This is a genomic window from Romboutsia faecis (genome assembly GCF_014323405.1).
GTDB lineage: Bacteria > Bacillota > Clostridia > Peptostreptococcales > Peptostreptococcaceae > Romboutsia_E > Romboutsia_E faecis.
The window spans coordinates 55825-80991 of the sequence record NZ_JACRWE010000002.1 but is presented as its reverse complement, the minus strand read 5'-3'; the positions used below and the strand labels follow the sequence as shown (position 1 = coordinate 80991).

Annotated in this window: 19 protein-coding genes, 1 other RNA gene and 1 riboswitch; of the genes, 3 read left to right on the top strand and 17 right to left on the bottom strand. The window is 26.7% G+C overall.

The window, feature by feature from the left end; all coding sequences use genetic code 11:
• Positions 1–144: 144 nt before the first annotated feature.
• Positions 145–3660, bottom strand: a complete 3516-nt coding sequence (locus H8923_RS03740; RefSeq protein WP_153923771.1) for a glucosaminidase domain-containing protein — start codon at positions 3658–3660, stop codon at positions 145–147.
• Positions 3661–3965: 305 nt separating this feature from the next.
• Here H8923_RS03740 and hdhA point away from each other — a divergent pair, with 305 nt between their 5' ends.
• Positions 3966–4751, top strand: coding sequence for a 7alpha-hydroxysteroid dehydrogenase (gene hdhA, locus H8923_RS03735; RefSeq protein ID WP_153923769.1), 786 nt, complete (start codon positions 3966–3968; stop codon positions 4749–4751).
• A 114-nt stretch (positions 4752–4865) separates the two neighbouring features.
• Here hdhA and H8923_RS03730 read toward each other — a convergent pair whose 3' ends face one another.
• From H8923_RS03730 to H8923_RS03705, 6 genes are all read right to left on the bottom strand, one after another.
• Positions 4866–5303 carry a COG2426 family protein gene (locus tag H8923_RS03730; protein ID WP_153923767.1) on the bottom strand — a complete coding sequence of 146 codons (438 nt, stop codon included), beginning with the start codon at positions 5301–5303 and terminating at the stop codon, positions 4866–4868.
• Positions 5304–5379: 76 nt separating this feature from the next.
• Positions 5380–6414: a UDP-glucose 4-epimerase GalE gene (galE, locus tag H8923_RS03725; RefSeq protein ID WP_153923765.1), complete on the bottom strand. Its 1035-nt coding sequence runs from the start codon at positions 6412–6414 to the stop codon at positions 5380–5382.
• 103 nt (positions 6415–6517) lie between these two features.
• Positions 6518–7393, bottom strand: coding sequence for a UTP--glucose-1-phosphate uridylyltransferase GalU (gene galU / locus H8923_RS03720; RefSeq protein ID WP_153923763.1), 876 nt, complete (start codon positions 7391–7393; stop codon positions 6518–6520).
• 215 nt (positions 7394–7608) lie between these two features.
• An RNA gene (rnpB, locus tag H8923_RS03715) (RNase P RNA component class A) lies at positions 7609–7951 on the bottom strand.
• 114 nt (positions 7952–8065) lie between these two features.
• Positions 8066–8665, bottom strand: a complete 600-nt coding sequence (locus tag H8923_RS03710) for a response regulator transcription factor (protein ID WP_153923761.1) — start codon at positions 8663–8665, stop codon at positions 8066–8068.
• Between the two features lie 219 nt (positions 8666–8884).
• Positions 8885–8969: riboswitch (cyclic di-GMP riboswitch) on the bottom strand.
• Positions 8970–9261: 292 nt separating this feature from the next.
• Complete coding sequence (locus tag H8923_RS03705) at positions 9262–10170, bottom strand: LCP family protein (protein WP_153923759.1); 909 nt, start codon at positions 10168–10170, stop codon at positions 9262–9264.
• Positions 10171–10347: 177 nt separating this feature from the next.
• Here H8923_RS03705 and H8923_RS03700 point away from each other — a divergent pair, with 177 nt between their 5' ends.
• Positions 10348–11244, top strand: a complete 897-nt coding sequence (locus tag H8923_RS03700) for a metallophosphoesterase (protein ID WP_153923757.1) — start codon at positions 10348–10350, stop codon at positions 11242–11244.
• A 62-nt stretch (positions 11245–11306) separates the two neighbouring features.
• On the opposite strand, the gene H8923_RS03695 is transcribed toward H8923_RS03700, so the two are convergent.
• The 3 genes from H8923_RS03695 to H8923_RS03685 all read right to left on the bottom strand — a co-directional run bounded on the left by H8923_RS03695 (position 11307) and on the right by H8923_RS03685 (position 15331).
• Positions 11307–12080 (bottom strand): N-acetylmuramoyl-L-alanine amidase, encoded by a 774-nt coding sequence (locus H8923_RS03695; protein WP_153923755.1) that lies wholly within the window; start codon positions 12078–12080, stop codon positions 11307–11309.
• 260 nt (positions 12081–12340) lie between these two features.
• Positions 12341–12889: a LemA family protein gene (locus tag H8923_RS03690; protein ID WP_153923753.1), complete on the bottom strand. Its 549-nt coding sequence runs from the start codon at positions 12887–12889 to the stop codon at positions 12341–12343.
• Positions 12890–12916: 27 nt separating this feature from the next.
• A complete protein-coding gene (locus H8923_RS03685) occupies positions 12917–15331 on the bottom strand; it encodes a DUF2207 family protein (protein WP_153923751.1) in 2415 nt (804 codons plus the stop codon).
• 209 nt (positions 15332–15540) lie between these two features.
• Here H8923_RS03685 and H8923_RS03680 point away from each other — a divergent pair, with 209 nt between their 5' ends.
• Positions 15541–16017, top strand: a complete 477-nt coding sequence (locus tag H8923_RS03680; protein ID WP_153923749.1) for a serine O-acetyltransferase — start codon at positions 15541–15543, stop codon at positions 16015–16017.
• Between the two features lie 88 nt (positions 16018–16105).
• Here the strand turns inward: H8923_RS03680 and H8923_RS03675 are convergent, their stop codons facing one another.
• The 7 genes from H8923_RS03675 to H8923_RS03645 all read right to left on the bottom strand — a co-directional run bounded on the left by H8923_RS03675 (position 16106) and on the right by H8923_RS03645 (position 25158).
• The gene (locus H8923_RS03675; protein ID WP_153923747.1) at positions 16106–17191 is read right to left on the bottom strand and encodes a right-handed parallel beta-helix repeat-containing protein; all 1086 of its coding nucleotides are present in this window, start codon (positions 17189–17191) and stop codon (positions 16106–16108) included.
• A gap of 227 nt (positions 17192–17418) precedes the next feature.
• Positions 17419–18483 (bottom strand): glycosyltransferase family 2 protein, encoded by a 1065-nt coding sequence (locus H8923_RS03670; protein WP_153923745.1) that lies wholly within the window; start codon positions 18481–18483, stop codon positions 17419–17421.
• Between the two features lie 86 nt (positions 18484–18569).
• The gene (locus H8923_RS03665) at positions 18570–19553 is read right to left on the bottom strand and encodes a glycosyltransferase (RefSeq protein ID WP_153923743.1); all 984 of its coding nucleotides are present in this window, start codon (positions 19551–19553) and stop codon (positions 18570–18572) included.
• Between the two features lie 39 nt (positions 19554–19592).
• Positions 19593–21578 (bottom strand): HAD-IA family hydrolase, encoded by a 1986-nt coding sequence (locus tag H8923_RS03660; RefSeq protein ID WP_153923741.1) that lies wholly within the window; start codon positions 21576–21578, stop codon positions 19593–19595.
• On the bottom strand, positions 21571–23130 hold the full coding sequence (locus tag H8923_RS03655) for an oligosaccharide flippase family protein (RefSeq protein ID WP_153923739.1): 1560 nt from the start codon (positions 23128–23130) through the stop codon (positions 21571–21573). Before H8923_RS03655 ends, H8923_RS03660 begins: the two co-directional genes overlap by 8 nt.
• A 46-nt stretch (positions 23131–23176) precedes the next feature.
• Positions 23177–24190, bottom strand: a complete 1014-nt coding sequence (locus H8923_RS03650; protein ID WP_153923737.1) for a polysaccharide deacetylase family protein — start codon at positions 24188–24190, stop codon at positions 23177–23179.
• Positions 24187–25158 carry a glycosyltransferase family 2 protein gene (locus H8923_RS03645; protein WP_153923735.1) on the bottom strand — a complete coding sequence of 324 codons (972 nt, stop codon included), beginning with the start codon at positions 25156–25158 and terminating at the stop codon, positions 24187–24189. The genes H8923_RS03650 and H8923_RS03645 overlap by 4 nt, the downstream gene beginning before the upstream one ends.
• Positions 25159–25167: the final 9 nt, after the last annotated feature.

The following is a 25167-nucleotide window of genomic DNA, read 5'->3' as shown; positions in this document are numbered from 1 at the left end:
CATTTTTATAGTACTTTGTATATATTTGTCTATTATTTTATATATTTTAAATAAGTATAATTAACAAAACTTATTAGATCATATAAACTAAAAAGAAACCCAAATGAACTTTGTACATTTGGATTTCTCTTTAATATGCCATATTTATTGAAGCTGCTTTATACGATCACTTAAAACTTTTTTTAGTGTAGAGTCTTTTATCTTATTAAGCTTTGATTTTGCATTAGTAAAATCTTTTTTCTGTAAATAAGCTACACCATCTAAAAAACTAACTGTATCTGCATACTTCTCATACATATATTTCATCCTTGTAGAGTTTTTACTATGCTCTCCGTATTCCTTAGCTTTAGTATAAGCCTTAGATGCACTTCCTCTAGCTCCAGATTTAGTGTTAGATGTACTATTCAAGCTTTTAGCTAAAGAATAATTTTTAACTAGACTTTTAGCATCTTTTTTTACATTTTCATAGAATTTCAGATTTTCTCTAGCTGATTCCGTTATACTTATAATCTTTTTATACTCATCGTTTATTTTAACCATATCTTTATGCTTCTTCTCATTTGATGACAGTTTATTCCATGCATCTAAGAATCTTTGTCTATCATAAATAGTTCCCGATACCTTTGTCCTTAATATATTTATAGCTTGAGATGATGTTTTTATCGCTTGATTCTTATTAGATAAATCTATTCCAGGAACTGATAAAGGGCCGTATATATAAAACTCTTCAAACTTATTGATTACTTGTCTTTGGTTATATGTATATTTGTTTGAATACGATTTTATATTTTCTAGTGCAGTTTTACTAAGATTACTATCTTTGATTTTTTTAGCTTCAGTATTGGCATTATCAACCTTATTTCCGATTAAAAGTTCTACACTTTCTAAGAAATTAAGACTATCATGATATTTCTGATTTATATAATTCATCCTTTTAGAGTTTTTGGAATTTTCACCATATTTAGTAGCTTCATTGTATTCCTTTACACATATTCCCCTTCTACCAGAACTCATATTATCTCTATTATATAATTCTATTGCTTTTACTCTGTTTTGTTTTATACTATTTTCATTAGATTTTATGTATTCATAATATGTAAGCATCTCCTTAGCTGCTTCAGTAACATTTATTATCTTGTTGTACTCTTTGTATATTTTTTGCATATCAGAATTAGACTTTTCACTACTACTCAGCTTGTTCCAAGCATCTAAGAACTTCTGCCTATCTCTCTTTTTTCCATCTATGGTCTTGGCTAATATATTTTTAGCTTGTGAAGATGTTTTAATATACTGATTTGAATCTAATAAATTTATAGATGGGGCCTCTAGCGGTCCGTACATATAAAACTCCTCGAATCTATTTATAACTTCCCTTTGATTGTAGTTATATTTTTTAGTGAATTTATTTATATTATCTATAGCAAGGTTTTTAAGAGTAGAGTCTACAATTTTCTTAGCTTCTGTCATTGATTCATTTGTCTTATTAGCAAATAATAATTCAACACTTTCTAAGAAATTAAGACTATCATGATATTTCTGATTTATATAATTCATCCTTTCAGAATTCTTAGAATTTTCACCATACTTAGTAGCTTCATTGTATTCCTTTACACATATCCCTCTTCTACCAGAGCTCATATTATCTCTATTATATAATTCTATTGCTTTTACTCTGTTTTGTTTTATACTATTTGCATTAGATTTTATGTATTCATAATATGTAAGCATTTCCTTAGCTGCTTCAGTAACATTTATTATCTGATTATACTCTTTGTATATTTTTTGCATTTGAGAATTAGACTTTTCACTACTACTCAGCTTGTTCCATTCATCTAAAAATATTTGTCTATCTCTCTTTTTACCATCAGTAGTCTTAGCTAATATATCATTAGCTTGTGATTTCGTTGTTATCTTACTACTACTTTTTGATAAATCTATAGTAGGATTAGTATAAGACCCATATATGTAAAACTGTTCAAATTTATTTATAGCACTGATTTGTTTTTGGTTCAATGCCCCACTATAAGAACTATTTATTTTTTTAACTGAACTAGTTGAAACTTGCATTTCATTTGTCCAACTATAATTTCCTGTTGTAGGTTTTGCAGATACCTGTCTGTCTCCATTTATTTTATAGTTTGAACCAGATGTTGATAATATAGGTACTACGGTATCTATACTAGACTTATACATTTCATTTCCTTTGCCATCTTTTACTGAAGAAGATGTTGTGTATATACCTAAACTATATTTATTATGTTCAGATAATGAAGATCCACTTATATATTTATCCATCGCATACATATATGAAGATGCCTTTTCCCCCCAATATGGGTCTGATGCATACCTTACATTCACACCAAATCCTTTGTTACCTAATGAAGAACCTTCATATCTCCAGTCAGATGGATTAAAGTATCCTTTAGACATCCAATGTGATCCGAATTCATTTATACAATCCGCCACTGTTTTAAAGTAGTTTGCGCTTTGTCCTGGTGAAGCATCTACTGCATTTAATCCAAATATATTGTTTTTTGATAGTGCAATAGATGAAGTACCTTTACCAGACTCATTCATAGCTATACCTATCATAAAACTAGCATTTACACCATATTTTTCTTGAGCTTGTATAAATTCAGCTCCCTTATTTCTAAGTATACTGTTTGATGATGTGTTATTATTTAAATACTTATTTATATCATTTGCTGTGTAAGACGTTTTAGTTCTACCAGGTAAATATAAATAGTAGTTATAATAAATATCGTTAGGATTTACTGAATTATTGTGATTTCCTTTTTCTGCATCACTTAAAAGTTTTTCTATACTGCTATAAAAATAGTTTCCATCATAACTATAGTACTTAGCTCCATCTTTCATAAATGATGGTGCTTTTCCAATTACTGAAGAATAACCTCCAGTGCCTACTATATTACTACTCATATAATGTATTAAATCATTTCCGCTTCTTTTATAGTAGCTTAAATTTTTTGCTTGATTTAATGGAACTTGTACTACATTTGTTACTGTTCTTTCTTTTTTATCTATAACTTGTTTTTCTTGCTTATCAATCCATCCTATAACTCCATTGATTTCAACCTTAACCCTATTACTTGTTTGATCAATTATAGGCATATCATCCATATATCCATGATTTACATATGTTATTTCATTTTTTGAAGTAGATGTTGGATAAACATTTACATTATAACTTCTACTTGAAGATGCAACTCCATCTACTAGCCTTGTTAACCTACCTATAGATTCGGTTGCATATACAACAATACCATTTTCATCTATTATTACAGGTATTTCTTCATTTGTAGACTTACTATTTTTTATACTATTTACTTCATCAATAGCTTTATCTAAACTATTAAATCCTTTTACATAAGTATATTCTCCATTAGAATTTGCCATAGCAACTTCATACTTTAAAATTGTCTTTTTCTTTAAATAATCAATATTTGATTCTTCAGTTATGTCAAGCTTAACTTCTGGTGGTATGTACTCATCATCAGAAATATTTATTTGCTTTGCATTCTTTGACTTATATGTTTCATATTTTTCATCTTTAAATGTAAAAGCTGATGCCTTTATTGTATTAGTTTGAAATATAATTAAAGACATTACAGCCAAACTAATAATACTACGTATCTTCATATAGTCCCCCTCAATTACTATACATTTTGCTAACTTTTTTAAATAAATTAACAAAACTCTAAATTTGTTATAATTTTCAATATACTGTATATTATAGCATATTTTGGTTGTTTTTTTAGAATAAATATCTTTTTAATACATCCACAGATATTATATTGTTTTATTTCTTATTAATCCATCAAATCATAAAAAGATTGTCTAATTTTCTACAATTATAGAAAAAATTGTTGTTATGATTTACAATATGAATAATATACAAAAAGTAGTAAATAGGGAAAAAATATATTAATTAAAAGGAGAACAATATGAGAGTAAAAGATAAAATAGCTTTAATTACATCATCAACAAAGGGAATAGGATTAGCTTCTGCTAAGGCTCTTGCAAAAAATGGAGCATTAGTTTATATAGCTGCAAGAAATGAAGAATTAGCTAATGAAGTTATAGCTGAAATAGAAAGTGAAGGCGGAAAAGCTAAGTTTGTATATTTCAACGCAAGAGAAGTTGAAACTTACAATTCTATGATAGATACAGTTATTGAAAATGAGGGAAGATTAGATATTTTAGTAAATAACTATGGTGGAACTAATGTGCAACTAGATAAGAACTTAGTTGATGGAGATACAGATGCTTTCTTCAATATAGTACAAGATAATTTACAAAGTGTTTACTTACCTTGTAAAAGAGTTGTTCCTCACATGATAAAAAATGGTGGTGGAAGTATAGTAAATATATCTTCTATAGGTTCTGTTATACCTGATTTATCAAGAATGGGTTACTGTGTTACAAAGGCTGCAATAAACTCTTTAACACAAAATATAGCTCTTCAATATGCACATGATAATGTAAGATGTAATGCTGTATTACCAGGACTTACAGCTACTAAGGCTGCTCTTACTAATATGCCTGATGAGTTTAGAAAATCATTCTTAAGACATGTTCCTTTAAATAGAATGGGAACTCCTGAAGATATAGCTAATGCTGTGTTATTCTATGCTTCTGACGAATCGTCTTATATAACTGGAGATATATTAGAGGTTTCTGGTGGATTTGCTCTTGGAACACCTCAATACGGAGATCTTGTTCAAAGATAATTTGGGGTAGTTGTTATTTTGGCAAAGGGGGTGATATTGCATTTTCCACCCCCTTTTTGCCTTTGGATACAACTATCTAAAATTGTGAACTGCGATTTTATATAAATAAAAATATTATATTATATGAAGTGATAGTAGTGACATTATTATTCCTGCCATCATGTTTCCTATTAGTACTCCTATAAAGGCATCTTTTATTCTCATTTTTAGGATTGATGCTATTGCTGATGCTGTCCATGTTCCTGTTGTTGGTAGTGGTATTCCTACAAATAGTATTATTCCGAATATAGATACTTGTTTCATTCTTTTCATTCCAGAATGTATTTTTCTGTCTATTTTATTTAATAGTTTCAAAAACAAACCTTTTTCTTTTAAAAATTGCATTATATGTCTAAATGTTAATACTAGTGGAATTGATACTAGTGTTGATCCCACTACACTTGCTATATATACACCTATTGGGTTTAAATCCATTGCTATTCCTATTGGTATCGCTCCTCTTAGTTCTGTAACTGGAATCATTGATAAAAGCATTATGTGTAAGTATTCCAATGTTCTCCTCCTCTAAAAAATAAAGATATAACATTTTAACTTTGCTATATCTTTATTTTAAAATATTTATTTTATTTTATCCGTTATATTCACATATATATTCACTATATCCATTAGGATTTTGACTTTGCCATCTCCAAGAATCTTGACACATTTCATCTATTCCATATTTGGCTTTCCATCCTAATTCTTTTTCAGCCTTACTTGAGTCTGCGTAACATTTTGCTACATCCCCCGGCCTTCTATCAGATATTATATATGGTATTTTTCTTTTACTTGCATTTGAAAATGCATTTATTAATTGAAGTACACTGTATCCATTTCCAGTTCCTAGATTATATGTAACTAGTCCTGGATGTTCATTTAATTTTTCTAATGCTTTAACATGTCCCTCAGCTAAGTCTAGTACATGTATATAATCTCTTATACCTGTACCATCTAATGTATCATAATCATCTCCAAATACATTAATATATGGAAGTTGACCAACAGCTACCTTTGTTATATAAGGCATTATGTTATTTGGTATCCCATTTGGTTCTTCTCCTATTAACCCGCTTTTATGAGCACCAATTGGATTAAAGTATCTTAATATTGCTACATCTATAGTTTTATCTGCAAAACAAATATCTCTTAAAACGTCTTCTATCATAAGTTTCGTTCTTCCATATGGGTTAGTTGCTGATAAAGCTGAGTCTTCTAGTATTGGACATTTTTCAGGATTTCCATATACTGTTGCAGAAGAACTAAATACAAATTTCCTTACATTGTACTTCTTCATTAAGTCAAATAATACTAACGTACTTACTATATTATTATTATAATACTCTAATGGTTTCTTTACTGATTCACCCACAGCTTTTAATGCTGCAAAGTGTATTACAGCATCAATTTTATTTTCTTTAAATACAAGTTCTAAGCTTTCTTTATCAGTTAAGTCAATTTCATAAAATTTTACTTCTTTTCCTGATATCTCCTTAATCCTATCTATTACTATAGGCCTACTATTGCTAAAATTATCTACTATTATTACTTCATAATTTGCGTCTAAAAGTTCTATTGTCGTATGGCTTCCTATATATCCTGCTCCCCCAGTTACTAAGATTTTCATACTCTATCCCCTTTTTCCCAGTATTAATTTTTAGTTCATTTATGATTATAACTTTATTTGATATCTATAATATTTCCCCCAGTATTATTATAGATAAATAAATTTACTTTCCTTCTTTTTCTACTATTTCTTTCATGTAATTTAATAGATCATCTTTTAATCCATCTCTTTTTAAAGCAAAATCTATTGTTGCTTCTAAGAATCCAAATTTATCTCCTACATCATATCTTCTTCCTTCGAAGTTATATGCATATATTGCTTCTTGAGTAGATAAAGTTTTTAAAGCATCAGTTAATTGTATTTCTCCACCCTTACCTGGTTCTTGATTTTCTAATATTTCAAATATAGATGGATTTATTATATATCTTCCTAGTATTGCTATATTTGATGGTGCACTTTCTACAGAAGGCTTTTCAACCATATCTTTTACTTTGTATACTCTATCTTCTATATGTTTTACATCTAGTATCCCATATTTATCTGTGTCTTCTTTTGCTACTTCTTGAACTCCTAATATTGTTGTTTTATATTCATCATAAGCGTTTATTAATTGCTTTAAACAAGGAGTATCTGCATCAACTATATCGTCTCCTAATAATACAGCAAATGGTTCATTTCCTATAAAACTTTTTGCACAATGTATAGCATGTCCAAGTCCTTTTGGTTCTTTTTGTCTTATATAATGTATATTAACCATGTTAGATATATCCCTTACCATTTCTAACATTTCTTTTTTACCTTTTTGCTCTAGTTCTAGCTCTAGTTCTACCGACTTATCAAAGTGATCTTCTATAGATTTTTTATTTCTACCAGTTATTATTAATATTTCTTCAATACCTGACTCTATAGCTTCCTCTATTATATATTGTAATGTTGGTTTATCAACTATTGGAAGCATCTCCTTTGGTTGAGATTTTGTAGCTGGTAAAAATCTTGTTCCTAATCCAGCTGCCGGTATTATAGCTTTTTTTACTGTCATTTTATACTCCTCCGTATTTTTAAATTCTGCTAATTCAAAATATTTTCACTGTGAATTTTCATATAAACAAAATAAAATTTAGATATTATTTCTAATTTCTAAATTTCTAAAACTGATTATTTCAATATTATAATTATAAATATAATATAGCATATATTCTATTTTAATTCAATTTTGTATAAAAAAAACACCAGCAAAAGCTAGTGTACATCATTAAATTGAGCAAATCTATAAGCGGAGTTCTGTATTAGATGATCATCTTTCTAGGCCTATTGTCACCAATAGGCTCAAGCGTCCTACCTACCGGAGGGTACGAGCAATACCCTTTAATCCTATCTTGGACTTGCTCCGGGTGGGGTTTACACGGCTTGGCTAGTCACCTAGCCAACGGTGAGCTCTTACCTCACCTTTTCATCCTTACCAAACAAGTTGGCGGTTATTTTCTGTTGCACTGTCCTTAGGATCACTCCCACTAGGCGTTACCTAGCACCCTTGCTCTATGGAGCTCCGACTTTCCTCACGTAGCAAAATGCTACCCGCGATCATCTGACTTACTTAATTCAATTGATGAACTTATATTATCATAATTTTTTTATACTGTCAAAAGTTAATTTTCTTATTATATGTAAAAAATTAGTACATATAAATACCTATAGTAACTATTCTGTATTTTTATATTATTCCTTTTTCATGTACATATAATGCTGCGTGAGTTCTATCTCTTAATTTTAATTTTTCAAATATATTGCTTGTATGTTTTTTAACTGTATGTTCTGTTATGCACAAATCACTAGCTATTTCATGATTAGTTTTTCCTTTAGATATACATATTAATATTTCTTTTTCTCTTCTTGTAAGTTCTTTTATTTCTTCAAGACTATCTTTTCTCATATAATTTTCTACTAGGTCTGAATCGAAGTATTTTTTTCCTTTAGATAATAGTCTTGCTGCATATTTTATTCCTTCACCTTCTATATTTGCTAATATATAGCTATCTATTCCTAATTTCATACATTTTGAAAATAATCTTGTATCTTCATAAAAATCTAATACCATAACTTTTGCATTGCTATTTTCTTTTACTTCTTTTATACAATCCATGTATTGTCTTGTATTTTTATTTAAATCAAATATTACTAAATCATAATCCCCGTTATGTATATCTCTACACATATATCCTTCATCTAAAAAATCTATACACTCTTCATTAGATAAAATTTCAGCAACTCCCTTCCTTATTACAAGCGATTCTGAAATTATAATTCCTCTCATAAATACTCCTCCATCTCCCAAGATCCCCCTATCCTTCTCTATAAATAAATTATAAGTTTTATTTTTATTATATTAAATCACTCTAATTTCCTATATATAATAGTTATTTAGTTTAAGTATAGACTATACTTAATGATAATTTTTATACATATTACGTATAGGTTAGCTATACTTTAGTAGTAGAAATAAAAAAGGCTATATTTGTAAAAGTTTATTTTACACAAATATAGCCGGTTGCATCACTAACTTAATATATCCGAGATGCCCAAATTACAGGATATATATCACAGTTTCTTATATTATATTATATTAATAGATCAATAATACTATAGTCTAATTACTTATCATTCGATTATTAGTAATTATTTTAATTAATTTCTATACTTAAATTTTATACATATTTAGTATAATGTGCAATAATTACTTAGTATAATATTACAACTTTCACACTCCAAAAAAATACTTTTTTTTAAATTTTGCTTTATTTTTTTAAGTTTTTTTATGTTTTTACTAATTTTTCTACAAATTTCACAACAGTTATAATTCATTTATATATAAAAATAACAGCCTCTAATTTATGAGGCTGCTGTATAAGTTTATTGGTATTCTTTTATATAGTTTGTATAATCAAATATGTATTTATAAATCGCATTTTTATTATATTCTTTTTCCCACTCAATAACCCATCCTTTTTCACTATTTATTGTGTGGCCTGTTCTGTGACCTTCTAATGGAAACTCTAATTCATCAAATTTTTTATCACTAGTTTTTAATGCTTGATTTGAAATACTTATAATCTCCATAGGTGTCATATTAGTTTTCATATATCTTAATAAAGTATTAGCTATATCTAAAAATTCTGATTTAGGTATAGTTGATAATTTATTGTAAACTGCTTGTAAAACTGTTCTTTGTCTACTATCTCTTTGATAAGCACTATCTATATATCTTATTCTACTATATGACAATGCTTGTTCTCCAGTAAGGACTTGACTTCCTGATTTATTTACTCCTGGTATTTCACTAACTTCTTTATCTGTTACATCTATTTGAACTCCACCTATTTCATTAATAATACTAATAAATGAGCTAAAGCTAACTGATACATATTTATCAATATTTATTCCAAAATTATTTTTTATAGTCTCTAATAATAAGCTTGGTCCATTATATGCATATGCATGTGTTAATTTTTCTGTACTATATCCTGGAATATCTACGTAAGTATCTCTCGCAAGTGAAGTAAGTCTTATATCATTGTTGTTGCTATCTATAGTAAGTACTATCATAGAATCAGATCTATTTCCTCTATCTACATTTTCTCCATCAACACCTACTAAAAGTATATTAGTTATACCATCTGCCTCTTCAACTTTTTCAATTTGATTTGCTTCTTCTTTATCATACATAGAATTTAGCTTATAATATAAAGCTCCAAATCCTATAAGAGGAATTGATACTAATAGTATTAGTAAGCCTATTACAATTTTTTTTAAGTGTTTCATTTTACCCTGTCCCCCATATTTTCACATAAATATATTAAAATTTATTTTCTTCAAACTTATTGTACCATACTTAGATATCTTTTAACTATTTTTATATCTCTAGTATTATTGATATTAAACATTAACTCTGCTAATATATATCCAAAATATAAATTTAAATAGGGGTGGTCATTAATTTTGAAGAATAAAAAAATAACTTATATTATAATTATTTTTCTAATTATTATATTAATAATAATTTCTAATAAATATGCCAATAAAAATATCTCATTATCAGAAGAAACAATCTACTCTAATAAAATCCCAAAATCCTTTGATAACTATAAAATTTTACAACTATCAGATTTACACAGTGAAGAATTTGGTAAAGATAATTTTAAACTAATAGAAAAAATAAATCATATTAATCCAGATGTAATCATGATTACAGGTGATATGTTCTCAAGTTCAGAAATGGAAGATAAAAATATGGATGAAACTATATTGCCATCCTTTTCCCTTATAAAAAATCTATCTAAATCATATAAAATTATTTACGTAACTGGAAATCATGAAGAAGGAGTTGATGTTACATTCAATAATGCTGACTATAAAAAACGAGATAGAAATAGTGATAATTCCTATAATAGATATATTAATAAACTTAAAAGTATGGGCGTTATATTTGTAGATAACACATACACTCAATTGACTAAAGGATCTGATTCAATTGATGTTTATGGTATATATTATTATACAGCAGAGCAAATTAATTCTAATTATTACTTAAAATATAACCCTATAAATAAAGATAATTTTAATATTATATTGTGCCATGACCCAAAATATTTTGAAACTCTAGCAGATAATGGATTTGATTTAGTTTTATCAGGTCATATACATGGAGGTATAATTAGAATTCCATTCTTAGGAGGATTACTATCTCCAGATATAGCATTTTTCCCAAAATATGATAAAGGATTATACTCGTATGGAACTTCTTATTTAAATGTAAGCTCTGGGTTAGGTAATAATAGATTATTTAGAATAAATAATCCACCTCAAATAAATTTAATTACATTAAAAGTAGGTTAGATATAACTAGCCTACTTTCTTTATCAAATATTAAATTAACTATGATTTAAATTAATAAAAAGTTACTCTTTATAATTAACTATAAATGCACTATAACCTTTACTTTTTAATTCCTTTACCATTTTGTTTGCATTATCTTTATTTTTGTAACTTCCAGCTATAACTCTATAGTATAAATTACTATCTTCTGATGTGTTATTATTTGATTCATTTTTATTAGTATCATTATTACTTGTTGGTGATTTATAAGTTATATTAAAATATTTGCATATAGCAATTACAGTTGCTTCAACTAAGTTATCTTTATTATTTTTAAGTATATTTAAATCATCTTTATTTGTATAAAAAGCATATTCAATTAATATAGAAGGCATATTAGCTTTATATATTACAGTAAAATTTTCAGTTTTTACGCCTCTATCTTTTCCATTACTATCAATTTTCTTAATAGCTTTTACTATCTCATCATTAACATATTTAGCTGCTTTTTTTGAATTGCTACTTGCATTTTTAGCCACATATGTTTCAGTTCCTCTTGCTGTATTAAATGTAGATCCATATGCATTAGCATGTATTGATATAAATAAAGAATTTGGTTTGCTTCTATTTGACCAATAGGAGTTTGCTAGAGTTGCTCTTTTAGTTAGTCCCATTTCATTAGATTTTGCCGGAGATGGATTAGTCAAGTATACACTTATATTATGGTCCTCTAATCTTTTTTTCAACTTATACTGCATTTGATTATTAAAATCCCATTCTTTTAAAGATTTATCTGGAGCTTGTTTTCCTTCGACATATTCTGCGTGTCCACTGTCTAATATCACTAAATTACTCATGTTTTTCACCTCCTCTTAAATAATTATATAAAATTCGGCTTTCATGAGTTACTAATTTATAATATAAATTTATGATAAATTATTTTGACAAAAAAAAGAAGTTTAGCAATATTAACTACTGCTAAACTCACTCTAAAAGTAACGACTAAGTATTTTATACCTCTCAGTATTAAAATTATATCCTTACTTTTCAATATTTATACATACTTTTTACTATAAATTTACATTTAAGCTAATTTTCTTTTATCATAGCCTTCATCCTAAAATTGTACTTTTATATTTTCTCTTTCACTTTTGTTTTCAAGTTCAAAGAAAGGTTCTTCTTTAAACTTAAACATTGATGCAACTATGCAAGTTGGAAATTTTTGAATAAATGTATTTAGCTCTCTTACTAAACCATTATAGTATCTTCTTGATTTTTCTATTTCTGATTCAATTTGTTGTAGTTGATTTTGTAAATTTACAAATTGAGTATCTGCTTTTAAATCTGGGTAATTTTCAGAAATCATTAATAATCTACTTAATGCATTTGATAATTCACCTTCATATTTAGCTTTTTCTTCAGGACTACATGACACAGCTTTACTTCTTGCTTCTACAACTTGACTTAAAGTATCTTTTTCATGCTTTGCATATCCTTTTACTGTTTCTACTAAGTTTGGTATTAAATCGTATCTCTTCTTTAGAAATACATCGATTGTTGAAAATCCTTCTTTTACCTTCATTCTTAATGATACTAATTTGTTGTAAGCTGATATAAACCAAAGTACAACTACTGCTATCAAACCTATAATTATAATCCCTATCATTTTTAACTCTCCTTATAATTTTTTATATTACCAGCTTGAGCCTCCGCCGCCGCCAGCTCCACCACCAGAGAAGCCTCCTCCTGAGAAGCCACCGCCTCCACCAAAGCCTCCTCCTGATCCACCATTTGATGAGTCATTAGTGTGTGTCAGAGTCTCATTAACTTTATTTAAGTCATCCATCAAATATGTCATCATATATACATTATTCATAGGATAATAAGTCTCATAGAATGTAGGGTTTTGCATTGTAATTCCTTCGAACTTATCGGCCCATTTTTTAGTAACTCCTAGCACATGTGCATACGGTAATGTGTTGTAGAAATACTCTGGATCTTCTTCCAATAAAGCTTCTAGCCTATCCTTTTCAGCTACTTCTACAAAATTTCTAAATCCTATTATTTGCTCTAAAATTTCCCTTCCATAATCAGTTCTTCTTGGTATAAAAGAACTCATAGCCATACCACTAAAAGATACTATAATCGATAAAATAATAATACTCATCGGTAGGTCTGTAAATGAAAACAGAACTATGAAAATTAGTGCATATAATACTCCTAAAGTAACTAAGGTAACTGTAGCCTTTTTCTTACCTTTTTCTGTATATCTTTTTTTATTGAATAGGTGCAGTATACCATAAAATACAATCAATACAGCAATTCCAAACAACACAATTGCATATGATTCTCCTCTAGCCCAATGACTTATTTCGCCATCTAGAATACCTGATAATACGATTGGTAAACTAGATAATAAGGTTAATCCAAAGCCTAAGAAGAAAGATGAAGTAACTCTTAACTTTTTATCATCCTTAAATATTCCCCTTACACTACCAGTTGATTTTACTACTGCATCATAAATATTTCCTTCTAAATCAGTATTAGTTACAGTCTCTCCATCACCGCATTCAAATATTTTTCTGAATAATTCTTTTTCATATAGTTTATGACTATCGTCTAACTCACTTATTTTTGTTAATATAAATTTGTCATTTTTCTTCATAGTTATTTTTATATGATTTTGACTCGCCCAATAAAATAATAATGTTGTAATATCTTTGGTAGTTACATATTCTCTAAAAGCATATGCAACTTCTGCACTATTCATATTTTTAGGTGGATAAAATTCTACTGATGTTATAAAGTGATTTTTATCTTTATTCTTCATATATAATAGTACTAACGCTACTAACAATATTGGTGAACCAAAAGTTATAACCTTAGATATAACTGGAAGTTCTCTTGAGAATAGGGCTTTATCTATATTCAAATATATATTTATACTTTCGCCTACATTTATATTATTTAAAGTATAAAAATGTACACTCTTTTCTCCTTCTTCTATCTTATATCTGTCTGTACCTATGTTTACTCCTTTTTCATTGAATTTAATCCCATAGCTATCTATTTTAAATGGAGATTTAATATTTACATCTATTTTTTCTGTTTTTCCTTCTCTAAGATAATCTGCTATAGCAAAATTTATACGGGAATTCATTGTAGGTATTATTTTGTATGATATCTTAAATTTATAAGTTCCTGCATCACTTGGAAAGCTTACAGAATTATTCAAAGTGTTTATACTTATATTAGGGTTATCTACTTTTATATCTTCTATATAATCTTTGTCTTCATTTCTTACATCCCATAGATAAATATGATTAAAAAAATCATATTTATAATCTTTATTTACTTCTATCGTAAATTCTCTATCTATCAGATATTCTTTTTCTTTTGTGATTTCTGCATTTATAATATCGCTTTTTATTGTATAAGGATATTCTCTCATCGGTGCATTTTTAAATGTTCCTTCATTTAACATTGCATTTACTGTTACACCACAGTATTCTGATATTATTTCTTTAGATTCTATTTTTATAGTATTTCCTTTTGTTGTGTAGTCTACGTAGTCTCTATTGGTGCTACCGTATTCTCCATCAGTTATAGTTATGTTTTCTAAATTTGCTCCTTGTGGGTACGTTATTGTTGATGTGAAGTGTTCTATATATGTATCCCATTCTGTTCCTAATACATTCAGATATATGTAATCTCCTTCTGGTTGTTCATCGTTGTAGGTTTCTATTGTATATTTGACTTTGTATGTTTTTTCTCCGATGACTGTTTCGTCTTCATCTCCAATTCTTATTTGAAGGTTTTCATCGTCTTCTATTTCATAAGGTGCTCCTTCTACGCTTATGTTGGTTATTTTATAGTCTTCAAGGTCTGTGTAGGTTGGAATGCTTCTTATTATTCCATGTCTATCTTCGTTGAAGTTTACTTGTATTGTTTCTGTTATTTTGTATTCTCTTTTGTCGTTTACGTTTACTTGTACGTCCATATCTTTTATGTAATAACCAGTATCTTCTGCTTTTACTTTACATAGATTTAAGTTTATAGCAAGTATTGTTATTAGTAATACAGCTAATATAGATTTATTCTTTTTCATCCCATTCTCCCTCTATCAATTTATATACAAGTATATTTTATCATTAATTTAACTGTAAAAATTTACAATAAGGTTAAATGTATTATATATCTTAGAATATAATCAGTTAATTATTTATTATCTAACATTAAGTACAAATCCCAATTATCTACTGCATATAATAAAATATATAAATTATTATATTTTATTACTTCGGAGGGTATAATGATATGAACAAAAACACGGCTATAAGTAAAGCAATTCTATTTACATATAGATTTGGTAATAACATTTACTATAATATAAAGTTATTACCAATACGTAAAATACTACTGCTAATATATAAAATACTTGATTTTATAATAGTTAAAATAATAGGCGGTGCAGAATTACCTGCAAAAGCAAAAATTGGCTCAAATTTATATCTTCCTCATGGTGGAAGAGGTGTTGTCATTCATCCAAATTCAGTAATAGGTAATAATGTTATAATATACCATCAAGCTACTATTGGATCAGATAAAACTGGTAACGATGGAGCTCCAACTATTGGAAATAATGTGTTTATCGGTGTTGGAGCTAAAGTCCTAGGATCTATACAAATTAGTGATGACGTAAAAATTGGTGCTAATTCAGTAGTATTAAAAGATATTCCTAAAAATTCAACAGCAGTTGGCATTCCTGCTAAAATCATTAATCATATATTGTAGATTATTAATTTTTACTTATAACAAATAAATTCAATAGCTATAATTAACATAAAAATTAATTATAGCTATTGAATTTATTTATCTTTTGTTAATTATTATTAGTAATACCACTTCCAACATTATTTTCTATTATAAGTTGTTCTCCTCTCCAATCATACTTTTCTTCTATATATATGCCACCTTCAAATATATTAGATATTATAGATGTATTACCTACTGACTTTAGATACATATGATATTCAGGTGCATTTATTCCTAATTGATCATCTTCTGTATTAGCTGATACAAAATTATTCCCTGTTATAGAGTATGCATTTACACCGTTAAACACTATATTATAATCTAGATTTCTTCTTACTACATTTCCTGTAATTGTTCCATTATATACTTCATTTAAATTAATTCCTACTCCTCCATTTCTGTCTATTGTATTACTTGTTATCAGGTTATATACACCCTTATCTATCTTTATACCATCCTGCATATTCCATTCTATTTTATTATTACTTATTTGATTATCATTACTATCATACAAGTCTAGACCTATAATATTGTTATCAATTACATTATTTAATATTCTTGAGTCTGTCGCTCTATATACGCCTTTATTATTATTATCTATATTACACTTTTGAATTACAGAACCACATCTAGGGTTATATACTCCATAATTACAGTTAGTTATTCTACAATTGTATATATCAAAGTTACAATCACTATCTCCCCATTCATCCTCATAATAATCTCCTCTGACCCCATTACTAAGTCTATTATTTCCATCCAAATGTATATTTCTAATAGAACATCCTTTTGCGTCTTTTATAATATATTCTGCTTCTGGTCTAGCTTTCAAGATAGCCTTTTTATATTCTCTTCCCCAACTATATGTAAAAGATGATAAACCATCTAATATTTGTCCTTTTTTCATTATTAAATCGCCAACAATATAAGTTCCACTAGGTACAACTATATGCATTCCTGTATCTAGCGCTTTTTGAATTGCCTTTGTATCATCAGTCTTGCCATCCCCTTTAGCTCCATAGTCTTTTACATTTACATAGTTCTCTTCATTATTAATATTTGTTGATATAAAACTAATAGGATTTAATCTAAGTATACCTATAATAGATATAAAACACACAAGTAATACTAATACCATCTTTAAATTTTTCATTTGATTCCTCCATATTTATCATCATTAAAAATAGTTATGCCTATATACTTTATTCGGGTGATTTTTATTAATAGTTAGTTACATGTAGTTAAATTATTTCAATTTAAAATGCTGTATATAAGATTCTTTTCTATTATCCTATCTACAGCATTTTTTATAAGTTTTATTGTTTATGAATAAAAACTAAAATTAATTTAATATTATAAGTTATAATAATTTCATACCTATTATAAACTTTCCTCTGATGAGCTTGATTTTCTAATAAAAATCATCTTAATATTATTATTTTTTATTACTTGCTTCAATCTGATTAGTCTATTATAAATAGTTCTTAGTGTCTTATATACCCTCTTATTTAGATATAATGAGTTTATTAGTAAATTGCAATCAAAATCTATTCTATATTCTTTTTTTAATTCTTCAATCCTAGATTTAAAGTCAACTTCCATTTTATCTAATAATTGTTTATCACCTAAATGTTCCCTTACTAAATCATATTGTTCAAAAAAAGATTTTATAAAATGTCTTATTGCCTTATTCTTTAAATCTTCTAAACCCATTAATTTAAAAAAATTAATTCTTTCGTTTAATACTTTAAGAGTATCTAGTCTTTTATAGCCATACTCATTTCTCATAACACTATTTGATGTTTGTCTATAAAAATACATTTCATCTTTGATATAAACTAGTTTTCTAGTCCTATATAATAATTCATGTATTATTAGTTCATCCTCACATATTATACCTTCTTTATATCTTAAGTTTCTAAATAGCTCTCTTTTATATAGTTTATTTACTGGTATAATAAAATTTATACTATTTTCATGATTATACAGCTGATATATCGACTCTTCCCCACTATAAATGTCTACATTATAATCATTTTCTTTATTTTCTATAACATTACTACTTATAATATCTTCATCAACCTCTTTATATGAACACATTGATATATCAGAAGAGTAATAAATTTGAGAATTATATAAAACCTCGTACATATTACTCTTAATATAATCATCACTATCTACAAAAGCTATAAACCTTCCTTTTGCTTCTTCTAATCCTTTATTTCTAGCTGATGATGCTCCACCATTTTCTTTATGTATTACTTCTATTCTACTATCTAAATTACTATACTCTTCACATATCCTTCCAGAATTATCTGTAGATCCATCATTTACAAGTATTATCTGTAGATTTTTAAAACTCTGATTTATAATCGAGTCTAAACATTCTCTTAAATACTTTTCTGCATTATAGACTGGAACTATCACACTAATTTCATAACTCATTAATCAAAGTTCTCCTTTATATATTGTACTTAATACGATTTCTCTATAAATAACAAAAAAATTAATTTTTATTATTCCTTATTAATTTATTTAGATGTAATTTTAGAATTTAATTTAATCATATTCCAATATAATTGAGTACTTATTTTAAATAATATAAATTTAATTTTTTCTTTTTTCCCACATACATTTTCTTTTAAAATCTTGATTATATTTTCCTTATCTATCCTTAAGTGTAATGATTTTTTACTTGTGTATATTGACTTATCTATAAATCTGAATAAGTCATGCAAGTTATTTACTATAAGCTGATAAACACACATTTTTATCTGTTTATCATCATTTTTATTATAAATATCTATAAAATTACTTATTATTGATAATAGCGAATCTATATGCCTGTCGTTTACCTCGCAATGTGTAATACTATTTTCACGTTGTCTGTAAATGTAATCACATGCATCTACAAGTTTTACTCTTTTTGCTTTTAAAAGCACCAACAATGTAAAATCTTCATCTTCAAATAGTATATTTTCATTAAAACTAATATGTTCATTAATTAAAAAGTCCCTTCTATATATATCATCGCATACTTCCATTTTGTAGTCATTTAGTTTGATTTGATTTATTAAAAACTCCTTACCTGACATAGCATCTTCTGTTAGTAATTTGTGATTGCGATTTACAGGGATAATATTCCCATCTTCATATAATTTAGAATAACTTGAAAATACAATATCTAAGTCATATTTTTTCCCTTCATTATATAACATTTCTAAAAAATCATCTTTTATATAGTCATCACTATCAATAAATGCCACATACTCTCCTTTTGCATGCTTTAAACCTTCATTTCTAGCCGAAGATAATCCTCCATTTTTTTTATTAATTATTTTTATATTTTTATGTTTTTCAACTAAATCTTGTATGTTTTCTATACTTCTATCCGTTGATCCATCATTCACTACAATAATCTCAATATTTTTTAATGTTTGCTTTAATAAAGATAAAATACATTCTCTTATATATTTTTCTACATTATACACAGGTACTACTACTGATATGTCCATCTCGAATACTCCTTTTAACCAGACCTATCAATTATACAACTAACAGGTCATATATATATATGTCTTTCTAAACCTTCTAATAATAAGTGAGTTAATATATGGAGGAAGTTTAACATGAGGTTTAATATTGACTATAAACTTTATTCCCTTTTGTACTATATTTTTATATTTTTTAAATTTATTAGGTGTAGCTTCATTTTGTAATAACATTTCTACATTATCCATACCGAAACTTGAATAATGATTTTTACTTAGTAGTCTTTCTACTATTTTTTCTTGTTCATTTCTTGTATAATTTTCTTTATAGTTTAAATATGCTATATACGTAATAAATTCATTGACTTCCCAATGGCCTTTAAATACACAGTCCATCATCTGTATAACTTCTAATATATCCTTATGAATATACTTAACAACATCATTATACAATTTAACTACCTCTGGTTCATGTTCGCAAATAACCTCTACATATCCATTTTCCTTTAACTTATATGAACTTGCTCTTCCATGCGAAGGGTGCAATAAATCCTCATGAAACCAATATTCCATGGCTAATTCCTTGTAGCATATACTTTTACATGGCATTGCAGAGAATACTAATCCATACTTCATATTATCACTAGACATATTTGTGTCTTCTATTACTCCCAAATAAAATCCTTTTAATTTTACTTTTTCTTCAAAAAATTTATAAAGATTGCCTTGCATACTTCCTTTCCAGCCTACATCAACTATATTCATACCATCTTTATATACATCTACTCCAAAAGACTTTATATATTCTTGTAAGCCAAGCTTCTGTTCACGTCTTTTTAAATTATATAAATCAATAAAAACATTAGATTCTTTTAACTTAGAAAATTCTTTTGATTCTCTAAAATTTTCAATTAGCACTTCTCCATCTAAATTTATATCATTTAAGATAGTCTGTATTTCATCTTTATTAAATGTTAAGCTATATAAAAAATTAGATATGTTTAATGTGCTATATTGATCAAATAACCTACAAAAGGTTTCCTCTTCAATCGGTTCTAACTGAGACAGGAAAGTAGAAGCCCTAGAAACTAATAGATAGTGTGTATTAATTCTTTTAAAACTTTCTGGCTTCAACTCTTGATATTTATCAAATATTCTCTTTAACATTTCCCCTTCTCTTGATAAAAAGAATACATCATTTACTCCATTCTTCATTAATATTTTATATAGTCTCTCTGCGAATAAATAATAGTATATTCCATAACATGCAAATGGTTGTAAGTTTTTCTTACTTGATTTGTATATTTTATCTAATTGCTTTATTACATATTTGCTATCATTTCTTTGCTTCCATGCTTTATCATAAGATTTATGCATACTCGTTCTATCAACATAATGCGAATTTAATCCTTTTAATTTTGCCATTAAGTTATCAGAGTTATAATTATCTCCAATCATAATTGCATTCTCAGGATTAATATTTAAATCTTCTATTACTATCTCATAAAGTTTACCCGTACTTTTTTGAACCAAGTATTCTGATGATATATATACATTCTCAAAATATATATCTATCTCATGATATTTCAGAAAAGCTTGCATAGCTACTTTGGGCAAGTAAAAGTCAGATATACAATATATCTTATACCCAGAGTTACTATACTTCTTTATAATATTTACTATATCTAAATTAATAACTTGGTGCTCTTTCTCAATTTCAATTTCTGTATCTAAACATATATGATAGAAATCATCATAACTTACCATATCACTAGACAGTAAGTCATGAACTATCAGTCTATTATACATTTGCTTTATTAATTGTTCATATTTATACTCTCTATCAAAATCATTTTTACTATTATCATTACTAATCTTTTCAGCACATTCCTCCCTTAAATTGTAAATCCACTCAGAGTTTTTTTCTATTCCTAATCTTAGATTAATTTGCTTACTCCATATTTTTTTTATATATTCTGGAGGCACAGTTCTATGTACAATAGTATCAAAGTAATCTAAAAAAATGTATTCTATATTCTCATTAATCATTTACAATCCCCCTTTTACTAATACTACAAATCATAGGGTATAACATTTCATTTTTAATATGAATATACGTTACACTTTTTCTATAAAACAATATCGTTGTTATAATTAAAACAAGTATACATATAATAGCTCCTATGATAACATTCATCCAAGTAGCTTGCTTACATACAATATTAGTAGCATAAGAACATATTCCTAATTGAATTAAAGTTACACTTACATAAAATATAATGTCCTTTAAATATGAGTACTTAGCCTTTTTGAACACATCGCTATTTAATAATCTAAGTCTATATACTGTAAATACTATATTTCCTATAGTAGTTCCAAGCAGTACACCTATTAATCCAAACTTTAATGTAAGCATAACTGAAAGTGAAATATTAACTATAGAAGACACAATTGAAGCTTTCTTTTCAATATCAAATCGTCCTTTTACATATAATAACTGCCACAAAGGTATCTGTATTTTATCAATCAAAAAGTTTATACCTACAATTAGTACGATATACTGATTTAATTTATATATTTCTCCCGCCCATACTTCTATAAACATGTTTGATAGTGTCACAAATCCTACAAAACAAAAACTACTTATAGTATAGATTATAAAATTAAATTTCCTAAAAATATCTATAAGCTTATCTCTATCATTAGATGTATTTATAAAATTTCCTAAACCTGCTAACACTGGATTGCTCAGCTGATTTATAAATCCACTTACAGTAGTCAATAATAAGTTATAATTCGATAATATACCTATAGGTGTTATACCAATCAAATAAGAAATTATAATATTGTCTGTAGAGAAGTAAATAAATGATCCTATCTTGCTGACAAATATGTCTTTCATATCTTTGGTCACATTTTTTTTGAACTCTTTTAACTTTTCTACATCGTAACTATTTTTTAAGTACTTATACTTCTTATTACAAATGTAAGATATTATTAAATTTGATATTATATTTTGTAGTACTTGTATAATTAGATACAATATATAATTTTTAGTGTAGACTAAAATAAAAATTCTAATTAAGCTCATTACGACATTAATAGTAGTATCTACTAATACACTTACATAATTATTTTGGTCTGCATTTAACAATGACCTTTTATACGCAAAAAAATATGTAGTAGATGTACTAAGTATTTGTATTAAAAATGCAATTCTAATAATCTCTATTTTTATTGTATTATCTTTTATTAAATTTTCGATAAATAAGCTACATATTAACCCTACAACAATTATAAAAATGCCTATTCTTGTGTATATATATTTATATAAATACATTAATGTATTTATATCCTCTTCTTTTTTACCTGCTAATGCGCTATACAAATTGTATATGATAGCAGATCCTATTCCAAGCTCTGCAAGATTAAGCAGCTCCATAATATTAACAAATAATCCATTTATACCTAAATAATCTACGCCTATGTTTGTAATGAATATTTTTCTAACAACAAACCCAAGTATCATTAAAATACTTTGAGAAATAATTCCTGTAACTGAATTAATAATAGTTTTTTTAGTTCTTTTTATATTTTCCATATACCCCCCCAACTATATGACTGCAATGTATGAATATACGTTTATACTATATTGGTGGTAGTAATTTTTTATTTCTAATTAAATATCTTGCACCTGAAAGTATAAAGTCTATATGATATTTATCATCGATTGAAGATATGTCTATTCTTGGTATGAAGTCTTTTGAGTACTCTCTTTTATCATTAGGTGAATTTATTGATGCAAGACCCATTTTAAATTTATTACTTTTTACTATATCAATAACTTCGTCTGATACATCATCATGAGTGCCAAATGGATAACAAAAAACATCTGTATTATAAATACCACCTACATTTTGAACACATCTTTTTATATCCTTATCTAATTTTTTGATATTCATATTTGATAAAATATTATGCATACTTGAATGTGCTCCTACTTTATGTCCTTTATCCTTCATTTGATTTATATCACTTTCTTTTATTGAATTGAATCGTAATTTATAAAATTCTTTATTGACTTCTATTTTATTAAAAGGATATGCCTCATTTAAGCTTAGCTCTACCTCTTCCATGCTGGATTTATTATTAAATATTAAATCCTGTACTTTTGACCAGCTTTGTTTTCTTTCTTCTCTATTAGATATATTGAAACTTAAGTTTAACCTATCTATTTTATACAATCTATATGGTACATAATCAAACCATAATTGAATTTTGTCTATTAATAGAATTCTATCATTATTAATTAAACTTTCTGAACAAAAGAAGTACCCTTTTATATTTTTATTATCAAGTATTTTACTACCTATACTATACTGATTTTGGTAACCATCATCAAAAGTAATTGTAACTTCGTTTGGATTTTCCAAATCCAATCCAAATTTAAATCTCTTTTCTATAAAGTCTATCTGATTTTTAAATCTACTTTCACTTATTGAATATTCTAAATTTATACTATCATCAAAATATTCATCGGGAATAATATTATGATACATTAAAATCCTCTTTCGCCCTTTATTTAATAGATAGCACAACTTATTAAAACCAATATATCTGCTTATTTTAAAAACTATTTTTGAAAGTTTTCTTCTATTCATATTCCACCTCCTCTCCAATTTTGTAAAGCTAATCTAATATTAAATACTATTAGTGCTAATTTAAACTTTATTGATACACTTTTATGACTAAGATAATACATAGATTCTTTAGTCAAAATATTAAATATATATTTATTTGCTTTTCTATTTATATATTTATTTTTAATCATCATATAATAAGTATCTATATTAGTTTTTACGCTCTTAACTCTAATTAAATCGAGTATATTACTATCATTCGTAAAAATTCCAGATATCCTTTCAAAAGCATCCATGTATTTTAGCTTACCATTATCCAAAAATAAATTATCCAAATTTTTAGTAGCTCCATTTAAGTTATTTCTATAATTGTATAGAGGCTGTGATATATAAATAGTATTAATTTCTTTTGATAATATTTTGCATACTATATATAAATCCTCACATATATCCATATCTTCTAATAATCTTATATTCTCAAAAAGTTTTTTTGAGAATACTTTATTCCACAAAAATCCATTTATATAATTAGTTGTGAATATTTTTTCTAAAGTCCTATTACTGTTCATAATCATAGTTGCATTATCTAAATAATTTTTCTTTCCTTTTGTAGAATCATTGTAAAATATACTATATCCACAAACCCCCATATCACATTGATTTTGCTCAAGATTATTAATCATAGTCTCGTACATATTTAATTCTAAATAATCATCACTATCAACGAAAGCTATATAATCACCTGTTGCTATATCTATCCCCGTGTTTCTAGCTGAAGATACTCCTCCATTTTTTTTGTGGACAACCTTAATTCTTTTATCTATTTCAGAATAATAATCACATATATTTTTAGAATTATCTGTAGATCCATCGTTCACAAGTATAATTTCTAAATTCTTATATGATTGATTTATAATACTATCAATGCACTGTTCTAAGTATTGGTCTACATTATAAATTGCGACAATAATACTTATTAAATTTCCCATATAAATCTC